Consider the following 17,436-nt stretch of genomic DNA (forward strand, 5'->3'; position numbering starts at 1 on the left):
GGGAACTTGCCTCCCGACGACCTGAGAAATCGCTTCTCTTCTCTCGGCAGAGCAGGGAATAATATTTCTCTCGAAGCCTCGGCTTTGGAATGGCGCAGCCTCGCGGGCTGGCCCAGTATCGGCGATGCGTCCGACGCCCGATCGTCATCGCTCCGGCCTTGCGCGAAGCGACCCGCCGCCCGGGCCGTCCCGCTCCACGACGATTCGGGGGTCTCATCATGCTCAGCTGGTCACGGCGCGCGCTCCTCGCCGCGGCGCTCGTCCTCGCCTCGACCGCCGCGGCGCCGGCGCAGGCAATCCGGGTCGGGGTCACCGCCGGCCCGCACGCCGAGGTGCTCGACGTCGTCCGCAAGGTCGCGGCCACGCGCGGGCTCGACGTCGCCGTCGTCGAGTTCACCGACTACGTGATCCCCAACCAGGCGCTGGCGGCCGGCGACCTCGACGCCAACTCGTTCCAGCACGAGCCCTACCTGCGCAACCAGGTCGCCAAGACCGGCTGGAGGCTCGTCAAGGTCGCGACCACCACCGCCTCGCCGCAGGGCATCTACTCCAAGCGCTTCAAGCGCATCGAGGATCTGCCCGCGGGCGCCACGATCGCGATCCAGAACGACCCGTCGAACGGCGCCCGCTCGCTGCAGATCCTGCACGCCAACGGGGTGATCACGCTCAAGGACCCGGCCAGCGGCACCGCCACCATCGCCGACATCGCCGGCAACCCGAAGCGCTTCCGCTTCGTCGAGCTCGACGCCGCCCAGCTCGCCCGCGCGCTCGACGACGTCGACGCCGCCTCGATCAACAACAACTACGCCATCCAGGCCGGCCTCTCGCCGGTGACCGACCCGCTGATCCGGGAGCCGGTGGAGGGGCCGTGGGTCAACATCATCGCGGTGCGCGAGGCCGACCGCGACAAGCCGTGGGTGCGCACGCTGGTCGAGGCCTACCGCTCGCAGCCGGTGAAGGACTTCGTGCTCGCCCGCTTCAAGGGCGCCTACGTGCCGACGTGGTAGCGTCGGGCGATCTCCTGCCTTCCCTCGCCCCGGTCGAGCCATGATCCGCTTCAATGCCTTCGAGATGAACTGCGTCGGGCACCAGTCGCCCGGCCTGTGGCGCCACCCCCGCGATCGCTCGGGCGCGTACAACACCCTCGCCTACTGGACCGACCTCGCCCGGCTGCTCGAGCGCGGCGGCTTCGACGGCGTGTTCCTCGCCGACGTGGTCGGGCTCTACGACGTCTATGGCGGCTCGCCCGCCGCCGCCCTGCGGCACGCCACACAGGTGCCGGTCAACGATCCGCTCCTCGTCGTGCCGGCGATGGCGGCGGTGACCGAGCATCTCGGCTTCGGCGTCACCGTGAACCTGTCCTACGAGGCGCCCTACCTGCTCGCCCGCCGCATGACGACGCTCGACCACCTGACGAGCGGCCGCATCGGCTGGAACGTGGTCACCGGCTACCTCGATTCCGCCGCCCGCGCGATGGGGCTCGAGCGACAGCGCGCCCACGACGACCGCTACGACCTCGCCGAGGAGTACATGGCCGTCGTCTACGCCCTGTGGGAGGGCAGCTGGGACGATCGCGCGGTGCGGCGCGATCGGGCGGCGGGCGTGTTCACCGATTCCTCCCGGGTCCGGGCGATCCGGCACGAGGGCCCGCATTTCCGGGTCGAGGGCGTGCATCTCGGCGAGCCCTCGCCGCAGCGCACACCGGTGATCTACCAGGCCGGGACCTCGCCCAAGGGCCGCGGCTTCGCGGCCCGCCACGCCGAATGCGTGTTCGTGTCGGGGCCCTCGCCGCAGGTGATCGCCCCGCGCGTTGCCGCGCTCCGGCAGGCGGCGTCCGACGAGGGCCGGGCGCCGGGCGACCTCCTGATCTACGCGCTCGCCACCCTCGTGGTCGCCGAGACTGACGCGCGGGCGCAGGCCAAGCTCGCCGAGTACCGCTCCTACGTCAGCCACGAGGGGGCGCTGGCGCTGATGTCGGGCTGGACCGGGGTCGACTTCTCGACCCTCGACCTCGACGCCCAGGTCCGGCACGTCGAGAACGACGCCGGGCGCACGGCGATGGACAACGTCACGCGGGCGGATCCGAGCCGGGTCTGGACGGTGCGGGAGGTGGCCGAACACGTCGGGATCGGCGGGATCGGGCCGGTCTTCTGCGGCTCGCCCGCGACCGTGTGCGACGCGCTGGAAGCCTTCGTGGCGGCGACGGGCGTCGACGGGTTCAACCTCGCCTACGTGGTGGCGCACGAGACCTTCGCCGACGTGGTCGAGTTCGTCGTTCCCGAGCTGCAGCGGCGGGGGCGCTACCCGACCGCGTATCGCGACGGTCCGCTGCGGCGGAAGCTGTTCGGGCGCGACCGGGTCGACGCGGCGCATCCGGCGGCGGGCCACCGGCACGCCTCCGGTGCGGCGTGATCGGCCTCGCGGTGCGGCCGCGGCCGATGGCAGGTACAACGCCATTCGACAGGCGGACGACCGTGAGCATCGCAGGAGCGATCGATCGGGACTCCGCGGATCGTCACGCCACCTGATCCCGCTTCAGATCCCGAAAGCCCGCAATGCGGCCGGCGATCGCGCTCGCCGCCACCGTGGCGGGGCTGGCGAGCCAGACCTGCCCGGGTCCCGACCGCCCCGGGAAGTTGCGGTTGATGGCCGAGATCGTGACTTGCTCGCGGGTCTCCGAGGCGCCCGGGCCGCAATTGGCGCAGGCGCCGCAGGCGGGCTGCATCACCTCCGCGCCGACCGCCGCGAAGGTCTCGAGGTAGCCCTTCGCCTCGCAGTAGCGGCGCACGTCGAGGGTGCCGAACTGCAGGATCAGCCGAACCCCCGGCGCGACCGTGAGGCCGCGCGCCGCCGCCCAGGACAGGACCTCGTGGTAGCGGTCGAAATCCTCCCGCTTGCCGGCGGTGCACGAGCCGCCATAGGCGATGTCGATCGTCACCGGAGCCTCGAGGGCGTCGAGCGCGATGCCGTTGCCGGGATCTCCCGGGCGCGCCAGCATCGGCGACAGCGACGCCACCTCCACCGTGACTTCGGCCGCGTAGGCGGCGCCCGGGTCGCTGCGCATCCAGTCCTCCAGGGCGGGCGCCGCGCCGCGGCGCTCCTTCAGGAAGCGCAGGGTCTCGGCATCGGGCGCGACGACGCCGGTGAAGCCGCCGAGCTCGGCGGTCATGTTGGTGAGCGTCGCCCGCTCGTCGGTGGAGAGCGCCGCGACCGCGTCGCCGACGAACTCGAACACCCGGCCGACGCCGAGCCCGGCACGGATCTCAGGGCGCGCCAGGAGGTGCAGCACGATGTCCTTGGCGCCGACGCCCGGGGGCAACGCGCCGTTGAGCGCGACCCGGACGCTCTCCGGCATCGCGAACCGCACCGCGCCGGTGACGAAGGCGTTGGCGATGTCGGTCGTGCCGACCCCGAAGGCAACGCAGCCGAGCGCACCGGCATGCGGCGTGTGCGAATCGGTGCCGACCACGAGCTGGCCCGGGAGCGCGTAGCGTTCGGCCATCAGCGCGTGCGAGATGCCCTCCGAGCCCGGCCCGTCGGCGAGGTATCCGTGGTGGGTGAGGCCGTGCTCGGCCACGAAGGCGCGGTGGGCGCGCGACGCCGCGGCGACGTGGGGCATCAGGTGCCGATGGGCGTGGCTGAGATGCGTGTAGGAGTAGTGGTCCTCGAAGGCGAGGATCGAGGCGGGATCGTGCAGGGCGAGATCGCCCCCGAACGTCTCCCCCAGCAGGTGGCGGGCCATGCCGGTGTAGATGTCATGGATGAAGCGCAGATCCGCGCGCACGAAGCCGCTCTGACCCGCCTCCCCGACCGACGGGCATGACGGCGTCGCCAGCGCGTGGCGCCGCACGACCTTCTCGAAGTAGGTCCGCGGCCGGCCGTCGTCGGGAAGCGGGGCGGGCCGGGCCCCGGCGAGCTGGGTCCGACCGTAGGGGAGGAGCCCGCCGGCGCGCAGGATCGCGGCCGCGAGGGGATCGCGGCCGGCGACGAGCTCGTCCACCGTCACCGCCTCGCCGGCTTGGACACGGGCGACGAGGCTCATGTCCGTCGAGGTGAAGAGCCCGAGATTGTCAGCGTTCTGGCGGTAGATGCGCTCGAAGCTCTCGGCGATCACCAGGCGGATGCCGGAGAGTCGCTCGGCCAGCGGCGCGTGCTCGCGCGAGGAGCCCTTGCCGTAGCGCGCTCCCCCCACCAGCACCGAGAACCCGCCGGCTTTGAGCGCGCCGGGCGCGATCGGCGTCTCGTCCCCGGCCCGGAAGCCGATATGGGCGTGGCCGGCAAGCGTCGCGTCGAAATGGACCAGCGAGGGCACCGGCGTGATCTCGTCGGTCGAGATCTCGGCCCGCAGGGGATGGGCGTCGGCGAGGGAGAGGTCCTCGCCGGCGAGCTGGCGGCGGACCAGATCCGGATCCGCCGCGAGGTGAAGGACGCGCCCGGGCAGCGCGAGGGTGGCGGGTGCGCTCAATGGGAGATCTTCTCGAGTTCGAGCCCGGTGGTGCGCGGCCCCATCAGGCCGATCGTCAGCATCACCACGCTCATCGCGCCGGCGATGAACACGAACACCCCGGTCACCCCGAAATGCTCCAGCATGAACGCGATCAGGAAGGCGTTCACGATCGCCGAGAACCGGCTCCAGGAATAGACGAAACCGACCGCCCGGGTGCGGATCCCGGTCGGGAACAGCTCCTGCTGGTAGGTATGATAGCTGTACGAGATGATGTTGCCGGCGAGCGTCAGCATCACCCCGAGGCTCACGATCGCGACGGCGCTCGAGGCCTGCGAGAACAGCAGCCCGCAGACGATGTTGACCCCGGCCATCGCCACGATGACGTGCTTGCGCTCGAACCGGTCGGCGATGAGGAGGCCGATGAGCGGGCCGACGGGGGCGGCGAGCGCGATCAGCGTGGTGTAGCCGAGGCTCGTCGTCACGGTGATGCCCTGCTTGATGAGCAGCGTCGGAACCCAGTTGGCGAAGCCGTAATAGCCGATCGTCTGGAAGATGTTGAACAGGATCATCATCACGGCGCGCCGGCCGTAGGGAGGCGCCCACATCTCGGCGAACCGGGTGTGGTGCACCACCGTCTCGGCCGGGCCCGGCGGTGGCAGCGGCCGGCCGATGTCGCGCTCGACGGCGCGCTCGAGCCCGGTCATCACCCGGTCGGCCTCGTCGAGCCGGCCCTTCATGGCGAGCCAGCGCGGGCTCTCCGGCAATTCGCGGCGCAGCCACCAGACGAAGACCGCGCCGATGCAGCCGATCAGCACCACCCAGCGCCAGCCGTCGAGGCCGAGCGGCGCGTGCGGCACCAGGAGGTAGGCGAGGTAGGCGACGACCGGCACCGCCGAGAAGCCGAAGGCCTGGCAGAGCGCGTTGGCACGCCCGCGCAGGTGCTTGGGCACCAGCTCCGAGACGTAGGTGCCGATGGTGACGATCTCGACGCCGATGCCGAGCCCGGCGATGAAGCGCCAGAGGTTGACCCCGAACGCCGTATCCTGGAACGCCATAACGCCGTTGGCGGCGCAGTACCACAGGAGCGACCAGGTGAAGATCGACCGGCGCCCGAAGCGGTCCGACAGGAAGCCGCACGCAATGGTGCCGAGGAACAGCCCCGAGAACAGGGCGGCGACGAAGCTCGCGACGCCCGTCGTGCCGAACAGGCCGTGGGTCGTTGGCGTCAGGATGCCGGACTTCACCAGCCCGGGCGCGACGACGCCGGTGAACAGCAGGTCGTAGAGCTCGAAGAAGAAGCCGAGGCCGAGCAGCATCACCAGCCGCCACACGGTGCGGGTGGCGGGGAGCCGGTCGAGACGGGCCGAGATCGTCCCGGCACCGGCGACGACGGGCGCCTCGGCGGCCGCGATGGGGACGGCCTGCGCGACGGTGAGGGTCATGGGTAGCCTCCTGGCGGTTTCCTCGAGGGACCCGCCGGCGTCTGACGCGCCGTGCGGGGACGTGAACTCAGGTCATGCGGCGCCCGCGAGGATGCCGCCTTCGGCGAGCCCCGCGATCTCGTCCTCGGTCAGGCCGGCCTCGCGCAGCACCTCGCGTCCGTGCTCGCCCGCGCGCGGCGGCTGGCGGCGCAGGCCGGGCCGGCCGTCGCCGAAGGAGACCGGCAGGCCCGGCAGCCCGGCGCCCGCCGCGCGGGGCTCCCGCGCCCCCTCGGCACCGGCGAGATCGACGGCTAAGAGCCCGCCCGAGGCGAGGAGGTGGGGATCGGAGAACAGGTCGCTGGGCTTCGCGATCGGCGCGAACGGCACGCCGAGCGCCTCGAGCCGCGCCATCAGCTCGGCCTTCGGCAGGGCGGCGAAGACCTGGGCCACCCGCGGCAGGATCCGCGGCCGTGCCTCGGCGAGCTGGCGCATCGTCGCGAGGGCGGGATCGTCGCGCAGGTCGTCGAGGCCGAACGCGTCGCAGAAGGCCCGCCACTGCCCCTCGCCGACGACGCCGACGAAGACCTGCTCGCCGGGCTCGGCGGCGGCGAAGACGTCGTAGACTGGCCAGGGCTTGCGCATCGCCGGATCGCCGAACGGCTCCGGGTCCTCGCCCTCGATCGCCGCGCGGGCCATGTGCTGGGCCATCAGCACCATGTTGGTCTCGAACAGGCCGGACTGGACGAGGCCGCCGCGGCCGGTGGCCGCGCGCTCGCGCAGGGCGGCCAGGATCGCGAGGGCGCCGAACATCCCTCCCATGATGTCGTTGACCGAGGAGCCCGCCCGCAGCGGCCGGCCCGGCGGGCCGGTCATGTAGGCGAGGCCCCCCATCATCTGCACCACCTCGTCCAGGGCGACGCGGTGCTCGTAGGGGCCGGGCAGGAACCCCTTGCACGAGCAGTAGACGAGGCGCGGGTTGACGCTCGCGAGCGCGGCGTAGCCGAAGCCCAGGGCCTCCATCGCGCCGGGGCGGAAGTTCTCCAGCACCACGTCGGCTCCGGCGACGAGCCGGCGCGCGGCGGCTGCGCCCTCCGGCCGCTTCAGGTCGAGGCAGATCGAGCGCTTGTTGCGGTTGAAGGTCGGGAAGAAGCCGAGCGCCGCGCCGGTGAGCCGGCGGGTGTTGTCGCCCCGCGGCCCAGGCTCGACCTTGATCACGTCGGCACCGAGATCGGCCAGGATCATGCCGCAGCTCGGCCCCATTACCATGTGGCTGAACTCGACCACCCGGATGCCGGCGAGCGGCCCCGGCGACTTGGCATCCGGCTCCGGTGTCGGCTTCGCGGCCGTTCGATAGGTCGGCGGCACACCGGCGGCCGCCACCCGGCCCTGCAGCGGCTCGGAGGGCAAGCCCGCGTGCAGGGCCTCCCGGGCGGTGATCAGGCGCGCGAGGTCGATGCCGGTCCGGACGCCCTCCGCTTCGAGCAAATGGACGAGGTCTTCCGTCGCGACGTTGCCGACCGATCCCGGCGCGAACGGGCAGCCGCCGAGGCCGCCGAGCGCCCCGTCGAAGCCGCGCACCCCCTCCTCCAGCCCCGCCATCGCGTTGGCGAGCGCCGTGCCGAGGGTGTCGTGGAGGTGGAGGTTACCGAGCCGGTCGGGCCCGATCTCGGCCCGTACCGCCCGCACCAGGCGGCGAATGTGAGAGGGCGTGGCGTAGCCGAGGGTGTCGGCGAGGGCCACCAGGTCGGCGCCGGCCTCGACGAGGGCGCGGGCCAGCGCGACCACGTCGCGCTCCGGCACGGCGCCCTGGAGCGAGCAGCCGAAGGCCGTCGAGATGCCGGCCTCGATCACCGGCCGATCTGCCCCGAGGCCGCGGGCCCAGCCGACCACGCGGCGGACCTCCGCGACCTGCTCGTCCCGCGCGCGCCGGACATTGGCGCGGCTATGCGCCTCGCTCGCCGAGACCGGGACGATGATTCCTTGAGCGCCCGCCGCCGCCGCGTCTCTCGCACCCCGCAGGTTGGGCGCCAGCGCCACCGCGCGTAAGGACGGATGCCGCGCCCGCACCGCCCGGGTCACTTCGGCGGCATCGGCCATCTGCGGCATCGCCGCGGGGGGCACGAAGCTCGCGACCTCCATCTCGGCGAGGCCGGCTTCCGCCATGGCGGCGATCCAGGCGAGCTTGCCCGCGGTCGGCATCACCGCCTTCGCGTTCTGCAGGCCATCGCGCGGGCCGACCTCGCGAATCACCACGACGGGCGCAGCCGGGACCTCGGCCATGGCGCTCTCTCCCTGCTCGTCCCGCGTCTCAACGCGGATCTGTTTGGCTGTCGCGGGAGACTGCGCCCCACGGTCGGAGCCGGGAAGCGCTGATTGGCGAAGGGAGTGTTCGCGATCGGCGAATGCCGGAGGCTCAGACCGCCTCGCCTTCGCTTCCTGAGAGAACGCCGAGCAGGCGCCGGGCGGCAGCGGGCAGTTCCGGCCCGGGCCGGCTGACGAGGCGGACCGTACGCCGCGCCCACGGCTCGTCGAGGGGGATGCCGACGAGGCCGAGATGATCGCCGTAGACCCGCATCACCCCGTCCGGCATCACCGTGATGCCGTGGCCGGCGGCCACCAGGCGGACCGCGGCGTCCGGGCTCGCGGTGACGAAGCTGTAGCGCAAGGCGCGGCCCAGCCGCTCGGCCGCCTCCTCGAGGAGCACTGCCAGGGCACCGCCGGCGACGAGACCGACCAGCGGCTCATCGATCAAGGCCGCGAAGGGCAGGCGCTCCGGCAGCCGGGGGCGCCAAGCCGCCGGGGCGACGGCGAGCAGGCGGTCCTCGCGCCAGGGCCGCACCTCGATCTCCGGCGGCACGACCTTGTCGGTGGTGATGAACCCGAGATCCGCCCGGCCCTCGCCGACATTGCGCAGGGCCGCGGCGCTGGTGACCTCCGCGAGCTCGACCGCGATGCCGGGATATCGCCGCCGGAATGCCGCCAAGTGCTCCGGCAAGGGGTGGCCGACGATGACCGAGGCGGTGGCGTCGAGGCGCACCCGCCCGATCTCCCCCGCCGCCATCGCCCGCAGGTCGTCGCCGAGCCGCTGCTCCATGGCGAGGAGCGCGCGTGCATGGGCCGCCAGCACCTCGCCGGCGGCGGTCGGGCGCACACCCCGGGCGGAGCGTGCGAGAAGCTGCACGCCGTGGGCGGCCTCGAGATCCTGGATCCGCCGCGCCGCCGCCGACACCGCGATGCCGCACCGGGTGGCCGCACCGGTCAGGCTGCCGAGATCGAGGGCCGCCAGGAAGATGCGCAGCGTGATCCAGTCCGGCGCCATGATGCCTCGCTGGCTCGACGGTGCGGGGGAACCTTAAGCGCGTCCGATCGCCAGGGCCACAGAGAGCCTGCCGCCCCTCGTCGAGCCGGCCCGGACCCGACCTCGGAACGGGATCCCGGCCGCCGGCCGCGGGATGGTGCGCGTTACACGCCTCGCACCGCTCATGCTTCAGAGCGGCGGCATCGCCGGCCAAGCTGCCGGCGCTTCCCCGGCAGCATCGGCGGGGCGATCGCCGGTCACTCCCCGGGCGAGGCGAGGCCGTGTCGGGCCTCGCCGGCGGCGGGGGCCTCGCCTTCGGAGCTGCGAGCGCGCCGCCCCCCGACCCGGCCCATGACGCCCCGATAGAGGCGCTTCGGCAGGTCGGCGATCACGCACATGAGGCAGAACACCGCCGGCACGAAGATCAGCGACAGGATGGTCGAGAACAGCAGGCCGCCGATGACGGCGATCGCCATCGGCGAGCGGAACTCGCCGCCGGCCCCGACCGCGAGGGCGCTCGGCACCATGCCGGCCACCATCGCGATGGTGGTCATCACGATCGGCTGGGCGCGCTTGCGTCCAGCATCGATGATCGCCTCGTTGCGGCCCATGCCGTGGCGCATCGCCTCGATGGCGAATTCCACCAGCATGATGGCGTTCTTGGTGACGATGCCCATCAGCATCAGGATGCCGATCCAGACCGGCGTGGTGAGCTGCTTGCCGGTTACGAGCAGCGCCATCACGGCGCCGCCGAGGGAGAGCGGCAGGGAGAACAGGATGGTGACCGGGTGCAGGAAGGAGCCGAACAGCATCACCAGCACGGCGTAGACCATCAGCAGGCCGGCCTGCATCACCTCGGCGAAGCCGGCGGAGAGTTCGGCGAGGTTCTCGGCGTCGCCCGACTGGCTCACCTGCACGCCCTTGGGCAGGTTCTTCATCACCGGCAGGGCGTCGATGCTCTTGAGCACGTCGCCGAGCGCCGCGGTACCGACGAGATCCGCCGCCACCGTCGCCTGGCGCTCGCGGTCGTAGCGGGAGATGTTGGCCGGCCCGTCCTGGAAGCTCAGATCGGCCACGGCCGAGAGCGGCACGCCGCCCTTCGCTGCTGGACTCGGGATGCGCAGGCCCTCGATCACCGCCCAGTTGAGCCGCGCGGTGTCGTCGAGCTGGACCCGGACTGGGACCAGCCGGTCGCCGGCGTCGAACTTGGCGAGGGCGGGACCGACGTCGCCGATGGTGGCGACGCGGATCGTCTCCGACAGCGTGTCGGCGGTGATGCCGAAGCGGGCCGCGAGGTCCATGCGCGGGCGGATGCGCAGCTCCGGCCGGTCCAGGGTGGCGCCCGAGATCACGTTGGCCACCGTCGGCAGCCGGCGCATCTGGTTCGCGAGCTCGTTGGCCACGCTCGCGACGGTGCGGCTGTCCTGACCGTTGACGACGAGGGAGATCGCCCTCAGCCCGTTCTCGTCGAGGAACCAGTAGCGGATGTCGGGGATCTCCTGCAGGCGCCGCTCGACCTGCTGCTCGAGGGCGTGCTGGGTGATCGTGCGCTCGGACTTGTTGGTGTAGTTCAGGATCAGCGAGGCGCGGCGCACCTCGGCGGTGCCCTGCGGCACGTGCCCGCCATTGACGAAGACGCTCTTCACCTCCGGGATCTTGCGCAGGTCGGTGACGATGGCGTCGGTCACCCGCTGCGTGTCGGAGACGAGGGAGCCCGGCGGCAGCTCGATCGCGAGCAGCGAGCGGGCGGTGTCCTGCGCCGGCAGGAAGCCCTCGGACAGGAGCCGCATGCTGGCGATCGAGGCGGCGAACAGCCCGATGCCGAGAAGCACGGTCAGCAGGTAGTACTTCACCGACTTGCCCACGAGCCAGACATAGGCCCGCTCGACCCGGCCCGGCGGTTTCTCCTCGTGCACCTCCGGCTTCATGATGTAGGCGGCGAGCATCGGGGTGACGAAGCGGGCGGCGAGCAGCGAGAACAGCACCTGCACGGCGATCGTGATGCCGAACTGCTTGAAGAACTGGCCGGCGATGCCGCCCATGAAGCTCGCGGGCGCGAAGATCGCCACGATCGTGAAGCTGATCGCGATGACCGCGAGCCCGATCTCGTCGGCGGCGTCGATCGCCGCCTGGTAGGGCGACTTGCCCATGCGGATGTGGCGGACGATGTTCTCGATCTCGACGATCGAATCGTCGACCAGGATGCCGGTGGAGAGCGTGACCGCGAGGAAGCTCACCAGGTTGAGCGAGAAGCCGAGCATGTCCATGGCCCAGAAGGCCGGGAAGATCGACAGCGGCAGCGACACCGCGACGATGATCGTCGTGCGCAGGTTGCGCAGGAACAGGAACACCACGATGACGGCAAGGGCGGCGCCCTCGAACAGCGTCTTGATCGCCGCCTCGTAGTTGCCGACCGTGTAGTCGACCGAGGTGTCGATCAGCGTCAGCTTGACGTCGGGATACTCCGCCTGGATCTGGTCGACCTTGGCCTGAACCGCCTGGGCGACGACCACGTCGCTGGCGCCCTTGGCGCGCTTGATGCCGAAGGCAACGACCGGCTTGGTGTCGAGGCTCGCGAAGGTGCGTCGGTCCGCGACCGTGTCGGTGACGACGCCGAGATCCTGCAGCCGGATCTGCCCGCCGGTGGAGAGCGGGATCATCACGCCCTTCAATTCGTCGAGGGAGCGGGCCCCGGCGAGCGCCCGGATGGCGTAGTCCTGGCCGCCGAGTTGGGTGCGCCCGCCGGCCACGTCGACGTTGATGCCGCGCAGACGCCGGCTGACGTCGACGGCGGTGAGGCCGTAGGCCAGGAGCCGGTCGGGATCGAGGGAGACCAGGATCTCGCGCTCGACGCCCCCGATGGTCTCGAACTGAGCCACGCCGCGGATGCTCTGCAGGCGCCGCTTCACCACCGTGTCGACGAACCACGAGAGCTGCTCGGGCGTCTTGCCCTGCGCCGCCGCCGCGTAGGTCACGATCGGCAGGCCGACCACGTCGACCCGCTGGATCAGCGGCGTCTCGGCGTTGCGCGGCAGGTCGGCCTGGATGCGGGTGATGGCGTCCTTGACGTCGTTGAGCGCCCGGTCGGTATTGGTCTCGAGGCGGAACTGCACCGTCGTCACCGAGATGCCGTCGGTGACGGTCGAGGAAATGTGGCGCACGCCCTCGACGCCCGAGACCCCGTCCTCGATGGTCTTGGTGACCTGGGTCTCCAGCTCGGCCGGCGCCGCCCCGAACTGCGCCACCGCCACCGAGATGATCGGGATGTCCGCCGAGGGCAGCCGCGTGACCGGCAGCTTGGTGAAGCTCATCCAGCCGAGGATCAGCAGGATCAGGGAGATCAGGATGGACGGCAGCGGCTTGCGGATCGCCCAGGAGGAAACGTTCAGGGACAAGGACGGCCTCGCCGCGGTTGGGGGTCTCGGGTCAGGGGGCTTGTGCGTCGACCGCCGAGGGGGACCGGTTCGGCGGCGGACAGGGTGCGGGCTCTTCAGGAGCCGCAGGGGAGCGGCCCGATGCCGGTCGGTTGGGCTGCGTCAGAAGGCCATGCCGGCATTGGCGACCACCGCCTCGCCCGCGGTGAGGCCGCTGCGGATCTCGACCTCGTCCTCGGAGGACAGGCCGATCGTGACCCGGCGGGTGTCGATGCTGCCGTCGCGGGCCAGCACCTGCACGCTGGTGAGGTCGCTGCGGCGCAGGATGGCGGAGCGCGGCACGGCGACGCCGCAGCTCGAGGCGGTGTCCACCAGGGCCCGGGCGAACTGGCCGGGCCGCAGGCCGGTTCCGGCCGGCAGCGCGATCAGGGCCCGGCCGAACTGCGTCGCCGGGTCGACATCGGTCGCCGGCACCCGGACCTCGCCGCGCAGCTCGGTACCGGCATCGGTGACGATGCGGGCATTCGCCCCCTGGCGCACCTTGGTGACGTAGAGGCTCGGCACCTGCACCATCAGGTCGAGGTCCCGGTCGGTGACGAGGCGCATCAGGGGCTCCGCCTGCGGGCCCGTGAGGGCGCCGACTTGGGCGGTGCTGCTGCCCACCACCCCGGCATCCGGTGCCTTGAGGGCGACGCTCGCCGGAAGACGGGCCGCCGGCGATGCGGCGGCGGACGGATCCTCCGGGGCGACGCGGACCAGGCGCACGAGTTCCTGCCCGGCGCTCACCTTGTCGCCCTCCTGCGCCAGCACCTCGGAGACCCGGTAGCCCTCCATCGGAAAGGCCAGATAGGCCTCGCGCCGGGGCATGGCGTAACCGGTGATCCGCACGGAATCCGCGAAGCAGGCCTTGCGAGCCGGGACCGTGGCCGGTGCCGCTCCGGCCCCGGCCGCTGCGGCGGCGCCGGGCACGGCCCCGGCGAGGCCGAGGGCCAGGAGCGGCGCGGCCAAGGACAGGAGCTGCGTGGCGGCGTGCGGGGCCCGAAGGCGGCCACGGGGCGTGGCAGAGGACATGGACGGCTCGACGCTCTGGAGGGTGCGGTCCGCAGTGCCGGGCTCGGCTGGACTCTGGGGGAACGCCCGCCGCACCGGAGACGGGCGGCGGATGTTCATGGGCGGATATTCATGGGCTGATGTTCGTGGGCGTCAGCTCATGCGACGGCCGGTCGAGTGACTCGGGCGGTCGCGGTGGATCGCCCGAGGTACCACGGAAGTCGGCGTCGCCCGGACGCCGCGGGCGCGCGATACGGCTCGCGAACGAAACCGCCGTCAGAAGCGCGAGGCCGACTTGACCGCCGACATGTTGACCGCCGTCACCCGGCGGTTCGTCGCCGCGAGCGGGTTGCCGGTGTCCTTCAGGTGGCTCTTGCCGTAGCCGACCGCGACGATATTGGCGGGCGCCACGCCGTAGTTCTGGATGATGTACTGCCGCACCGCCTCGGCCCGGCGCTCGGACAGGGCCTGGTTGGTCTGGTCCGTCCCCTTGCCGTCGGTGTGGCCGACGACCAGGAAGGTGTTCCCCTTCAGCTGGGAGAGGGCGCCGCCGAGGCTCTTGACCAGCGGCAGGGCCTTCGGGCCGATCGTCGACGAGGCGTAGTCGAACGGGATCTCGAGATCGATGCTCTGCTTGTCGGCCGAGGCGGCCGCGATCCGCTCGCGCTCCGCCGGGGAGAACGAGGTGCGGTTGCGCAGCGTGTCGAGGAAGGCACGGTCCTCGCCGCCGCCCCTGGACTCGCCGCCGCGCGCGCCGATGGACAGGCCGCGGGTCAGCGGCTGCTGGGCCGGCGAGAGCGCCTTGAGGATGTCGGCCTCCGAGGGGGCCGGCTGCGCCTGAGCGACCGCCGAGCCGAGAGCCAGGAGGCCGGCCAGGAGCGCGGTGCGGAACGACTTCGTGGGCACGGAGTTCATCATCGTGGTGATCCTTTGCGGTCCGCATGCTGGAACGCGCATGCGGTAGGTCAGGGATTGCGACGCGTCGATCGAACCATCTCCGGTCCGCGCTCCCCGGTCTGTGAGCCGGGACACACGGCCGCCTCGTCACATCGAGCGGGTACCGAACTCTCCGCTCAACGGATTCCGTACCGGGCGAACTCCTTGGCGACGCCCGGATCCATCGCGAGGGCATCGCTGATGTCGCTGTTGCCCTCCTGCGTCTCGCCGGTGCGCAACCGCGCGAGCCCGCGGCCGTAGAGCGAGGACGCCTGCTTGCCGTTGCCGCGCAGGGCGGCGTCGTAGTCGCGTACGGCCATGCCGGCCATGCCGATCTTGAGGTTGACCAATCCCCGGCTGTCGAGGGCATCGGCGAAGTTGGGGCGCAGCTTGAGCGCCTCGTTGCAGTCGCGCAGCGCCCGGTCGAGCTCCTCGATCATCGCCCGGACCCAGCAGCGGTTGTTGAGGGCCTCGACGTCCTGCGGGTTGAGGCGGATGACCTCGTCGAAATCCGCCATTGCCGGCTGGAACTCGCGGTGCATGGCGTAGAGCTGGCCCCGACGGTAGAGCGCGCCCGTGTCGGTGGGATTGCGCTCGATCGCCCGGTCGAGCTCGGCCTTCGTGCGCAGGTCCTCGCGGGAATAGGTCAGGGCCTGGACGTCGACGGAGGACGGCTTGGCGGCGGCCGCATCGATCCGGTCGATCTCGGCACGGGCGCGCTCGGCCCACGCGCCGGTCGGATAGCGGGTGAGGAAGTTCTGATAAGCCTGGCGGGTGTTCGTGCGCTTGGCGGCGGCGAAGTCGCCCGCCGGGTCCGCCACGGGGCCGCTGGGCGGCTTCGGCGCCTCGATCTTCGGGGGCTCGAGCTTCGCGGTCTCCTGCCTGGCGGTCTCCTGCCTGGCCGGCTCGAGCGGCTTGGGCGGATCCGACGGCCGTGCGGCCTCGGTGGAGGTCCGCGGCGGCCTGGACGGCACCGGCCGAGGGTCGGCCCAGCCGCCGGCATTCTCCTTGAGGGTCGAGAAGATCCACGGCACCTGCGCCCCCTGGGTCGCGGCCGAGACCCCGGCCCGGGCCTTGTCGAAGGCGGCACGGGACACGCCGTCGCTGCCGATCGGCCCGACGAGCTCGTCCGCGAAGGTGCTGCGGGTGCCGCTGCCCGGGCGCAGCATGGTCTGGGGCGCGGTGGAGTAGACCACCAGGGTGTTGGCCGGCGGATCGCTCACCGCCGCGAGGCCGGTGGAATAGCCGCGGAAGCGCCGCTCGAACGGGTTGCGGTTCGCCGCGTCCAGCACCACGACCTTCGCATCCGCGCCCCGCCGGTCGATCTCCGTCATCACCCAGTCGACGGTTACGCCGTCCCGCCGCAGGTCGGCTTCGCTCCAGATCTGGCCGTCGGTCGGAACCAGGTAGTTCTTCTTGTTGGACTGGATGCCATAGCCAGAGAAGTAGAACAGGACGTCCGCACCCGGCTTGATCTTGTCGAAGAAGGCCGACAACGTGTCTTGCATCGTCCTCTTGTTGGTGTTCTCGGCAATGTCGACGGTGTATCCCCGCCGCTGCAGGGCCGCCCCGACGGCGCGAATGTCCTGAATCGGCGTGGTCAACGGGCTGTCACTGTCTGGATATTGTGCATTACCGATCAGGAGCGCGACGCGATCGCCCTGCTTGCTGTCGGCCGCAGCGGATTGCGCGACGCACATCCCGGCTGCGAGCACGATACAGACAAACCACCACGCACGCATGTTGCCCTCAAAGACTTGCGCAGAGACCCGATTTCGCCGGGCGAACCCTAAATCCTCTCGACTGTCCTGACAAGTTTGGCGAAAGCCTGGGGAGGGCCGGAATCAACAATCTTCGTCGAGCGTCAACCACAATTATCGATTGACGACCCCAATCGATTTCCAGATCTCCCACGAGTTCGGCCGCTCCTGCGCTTCTCCTGGGCACGTCGAACGAAGAAGGAGCAGCCTAACGGCGTAGCAATCACGGCATCAACAGCCTTGCATCGGCATCCGAAATTTTGCTTCTACATCCACGATTGCCGTTTCCCCGTGCCGGCGCGCACCCGCTGCAGCGAAGGATGTCGCTGTGCCCGCAATGTCACGGTGTCTCAAGACGCGCTTCGACGCGGCGGTTGGCCGGATCGAGGGGATCGCTCGCGAGCGGCCGGGCCTTGCCGTAGCCCCTGGCAGAGAGCTGCCCGGCCTGGACACCGCGGTCGGCCAGGTACTTCACCACCGCCCGGGCGCGCCGGCTCGACAGGCTGAGGTTGAAATCGTCACCGCCGCGGCCGTCGGTATGACCCTCCACCGCAAAGCTCGCCGACTTCAGGCGCGCGTCCTGCAGTGCCCGGGCGAACTCGTCGAGATTCGCGCGGGCGGCGGGCGTCAGCACGTCCGAGTTGTAGTCGAAGTTCACCACGAGATCGAAGCTGCCGGCGGGCTTGCGAGCCGGAACGCCGGCATTGCACTCGTTGCGGGTGCCGATGCACAGCCCCCGGGATTGCCCGAGATCGGGCTGGTCCGCCGCCGTGAAGTGCTTGACGATGTCGTCGGCCGTGTAGGCCGGGCCGGCCAGAGCCGGACCCAACATCGCCGTGATCTGGGCAGCCGCAATCAGTGCCAGGACGCGCATCGCTCGTTACCCTCGTTATGCTTGCTCTTATGCCGAACCTCCAGTCTATCGTCAACGGCCTGCCGCGGTGCGAGTCAAAAAATACTTGAATTACGACAGACTTGAAACACTCGACGAGATCATGACGACCGAATCCGGGCGTTCGTATTTCGTCGATGCAATAGTCTGGAGTTTCGTCCCAGCGCGCGCAATAGAGACGCAATGAGCCGGCCGTGGATGAAACCGCGGGGACACAGTCGGCCCTTGCCGAACGGCGCCGCCTCGGTCAGGGTGCCG

General features: G+C 71.1%; 11 protein-coding genes. 2 read left to right on the top strand and 9 right to left on the bottom strand.

Annotation, left to right across the window (positions count from 1 at the left end):
- Positions 1–218 precede the first annotated feature (218 nt).
- Entirely contained in the window at positions 219–1,007 is a 789-nt protein-coding gene (locus MFF64_RS12595; protein WP_238191014.1) for a MetQ/NlpA family ABC transporter substrate-binding protein, read from the top strand.
- Between the two features lie 40 nt (positions 1,008–1,047).
- Positions 1,048–2,412 (top strand): LLM class flavin-dependent oxidoreductase, encoded by a 1,365-nt coding sequence (locus MFF64_RS12600; RefSeq protein WP_238191016.1) that lies wholly within the window; start codon positions 1,048–1,050, stop codon positions 2,410–2,412.
- Positions 2,413–2,515: 103 nt separating this feature from the next.
- Here MFF64_RS12600 and MFF64_RS12605 read toward each other — a convergent pair whose 3' ends face one another.
- The 9 genes from MFF64_RS12605 to MFF64_RS12645 all read right to left on the bottom strand — a co-directional run bounded on the left by MFF64_RS12605 (position 2,516) and on the right by MFF64_RS12645 (position 17,160).
- Positions 2,516–4,465, bottom strand: coding sequence for an aconitase family protein (locus MFF64_RS12605; RefSeq protein WP_238191018.1), 1,950 nt, complete (start codon positions 4,463–4,465; stop codon positions 2,516–2,518).
- Positions 4,462–5,889, bottom strand: a complete 1,428-nt coding sequence (locus MFF64_RS12610) for an MFS transporter (RefSeq protein ID WP_238191020.1) — start codon at positions 5,887–5,889, stop codon at positions 4,462–4,464. The genes MFF64_RS12605 and MFF64_RS12610 overlap by 4 nt, the downstream gene beginning before the upstream one ends.
- A gap of 72 nt (positions 5,890–5,961) precedes the next feature.
- Complete coding sequence (locus MFF64_RS12615) at positions 5,962–8,148, bottom strand: hydroxymethylglutaryl-CoA lyase (protein WP_238191022.1); 2,187 nt, start codon at positions 8,146–8,148, stop codon at positions 5,962–5,964.
- A 133-nt stretch (positions 8,149–8,281) separates the two neighbouring features.
- Complete coding sequence (locus MFF64_RS12620) at positions 8,282–9,187, bottom strand: LysR family transcriptional regulator (RefSeq protein ID WP_238191024.1); 906 nt, start codon at positions 9,185–9,187, stop codon at positions 8,282–8,284.
- Between the two features lie 236 nt (positions 9,188–9,423).
- Positions 9,424–12,561 (bottom strand): efflux RND transporter permease subunit, encoded by a 3,138-nt coding sequence (locus tag MFF64_RS12625; protein WP_238191027.1) that lies wholly within the window; start codon positions 12,559–12,561, stop codon positions 9,424–9,426.
- A 141-nt stretch (positions 12,562–12,702) separates the two neighbouring features.
- Positions 12,703–13,611, bottom strand: a complete 909-nt coding sequence (locus MFF64_RS12630; RefSeq protein ID WP_238191029.1) for an efflux RND transporter periplasmic adaptor subunit — start codon at positions 13,609–13,611, stop codon at positions 12,703–12,705.
- 255 nt (positions 13,612–13,866) lie between these two features.
- On the bottom strand, positions 13,867–14,508 hold the full coding sequence (locus MFF64_RS12635; protein ID WP_238191031.1) for an OmpA family protein: 642 nt from the start codon (positions 14,506–14,508) through the stop codon (positions 13,867–13,869).
- 155 nt (positions 14,509–14,663) lie between these two features.
- Positions 14,664–16,268, bottom strand: coding sequence for a caspase family protein (locus MFF64_RS12640; protein ID WP_273557151.1), 1,605 nt, complete (start codon positions 16,266–16,268; stop codon positions 14,664–14,666).
- 358 nt (positions 16,269–16,626) lie between these two features.
- On the bottom strand, positions 16,627–17,160 hold the full coding sequence (locus MFF64_RS12645; RefSeq protein WP_238191035.1) for an OmpA family protein: 534 nt from the start codon (positions 17,158–17,160) through the stop codon (positions 16,627–16,629).
- Between the last annotated feature and the right edge of the window lie 276 nt (positions 17,161–17,436).

The sequence above is a fragment of the Methylobacterium frigidaeris genome (assembly GCF_022179185.1).
GTDB lineage: Bacteria > Pseudomonadota > Alphaproteobacteria > Rhizobiales > Beijerinckiaceae > Methylobacterium > Methylobacterium frigidaeris.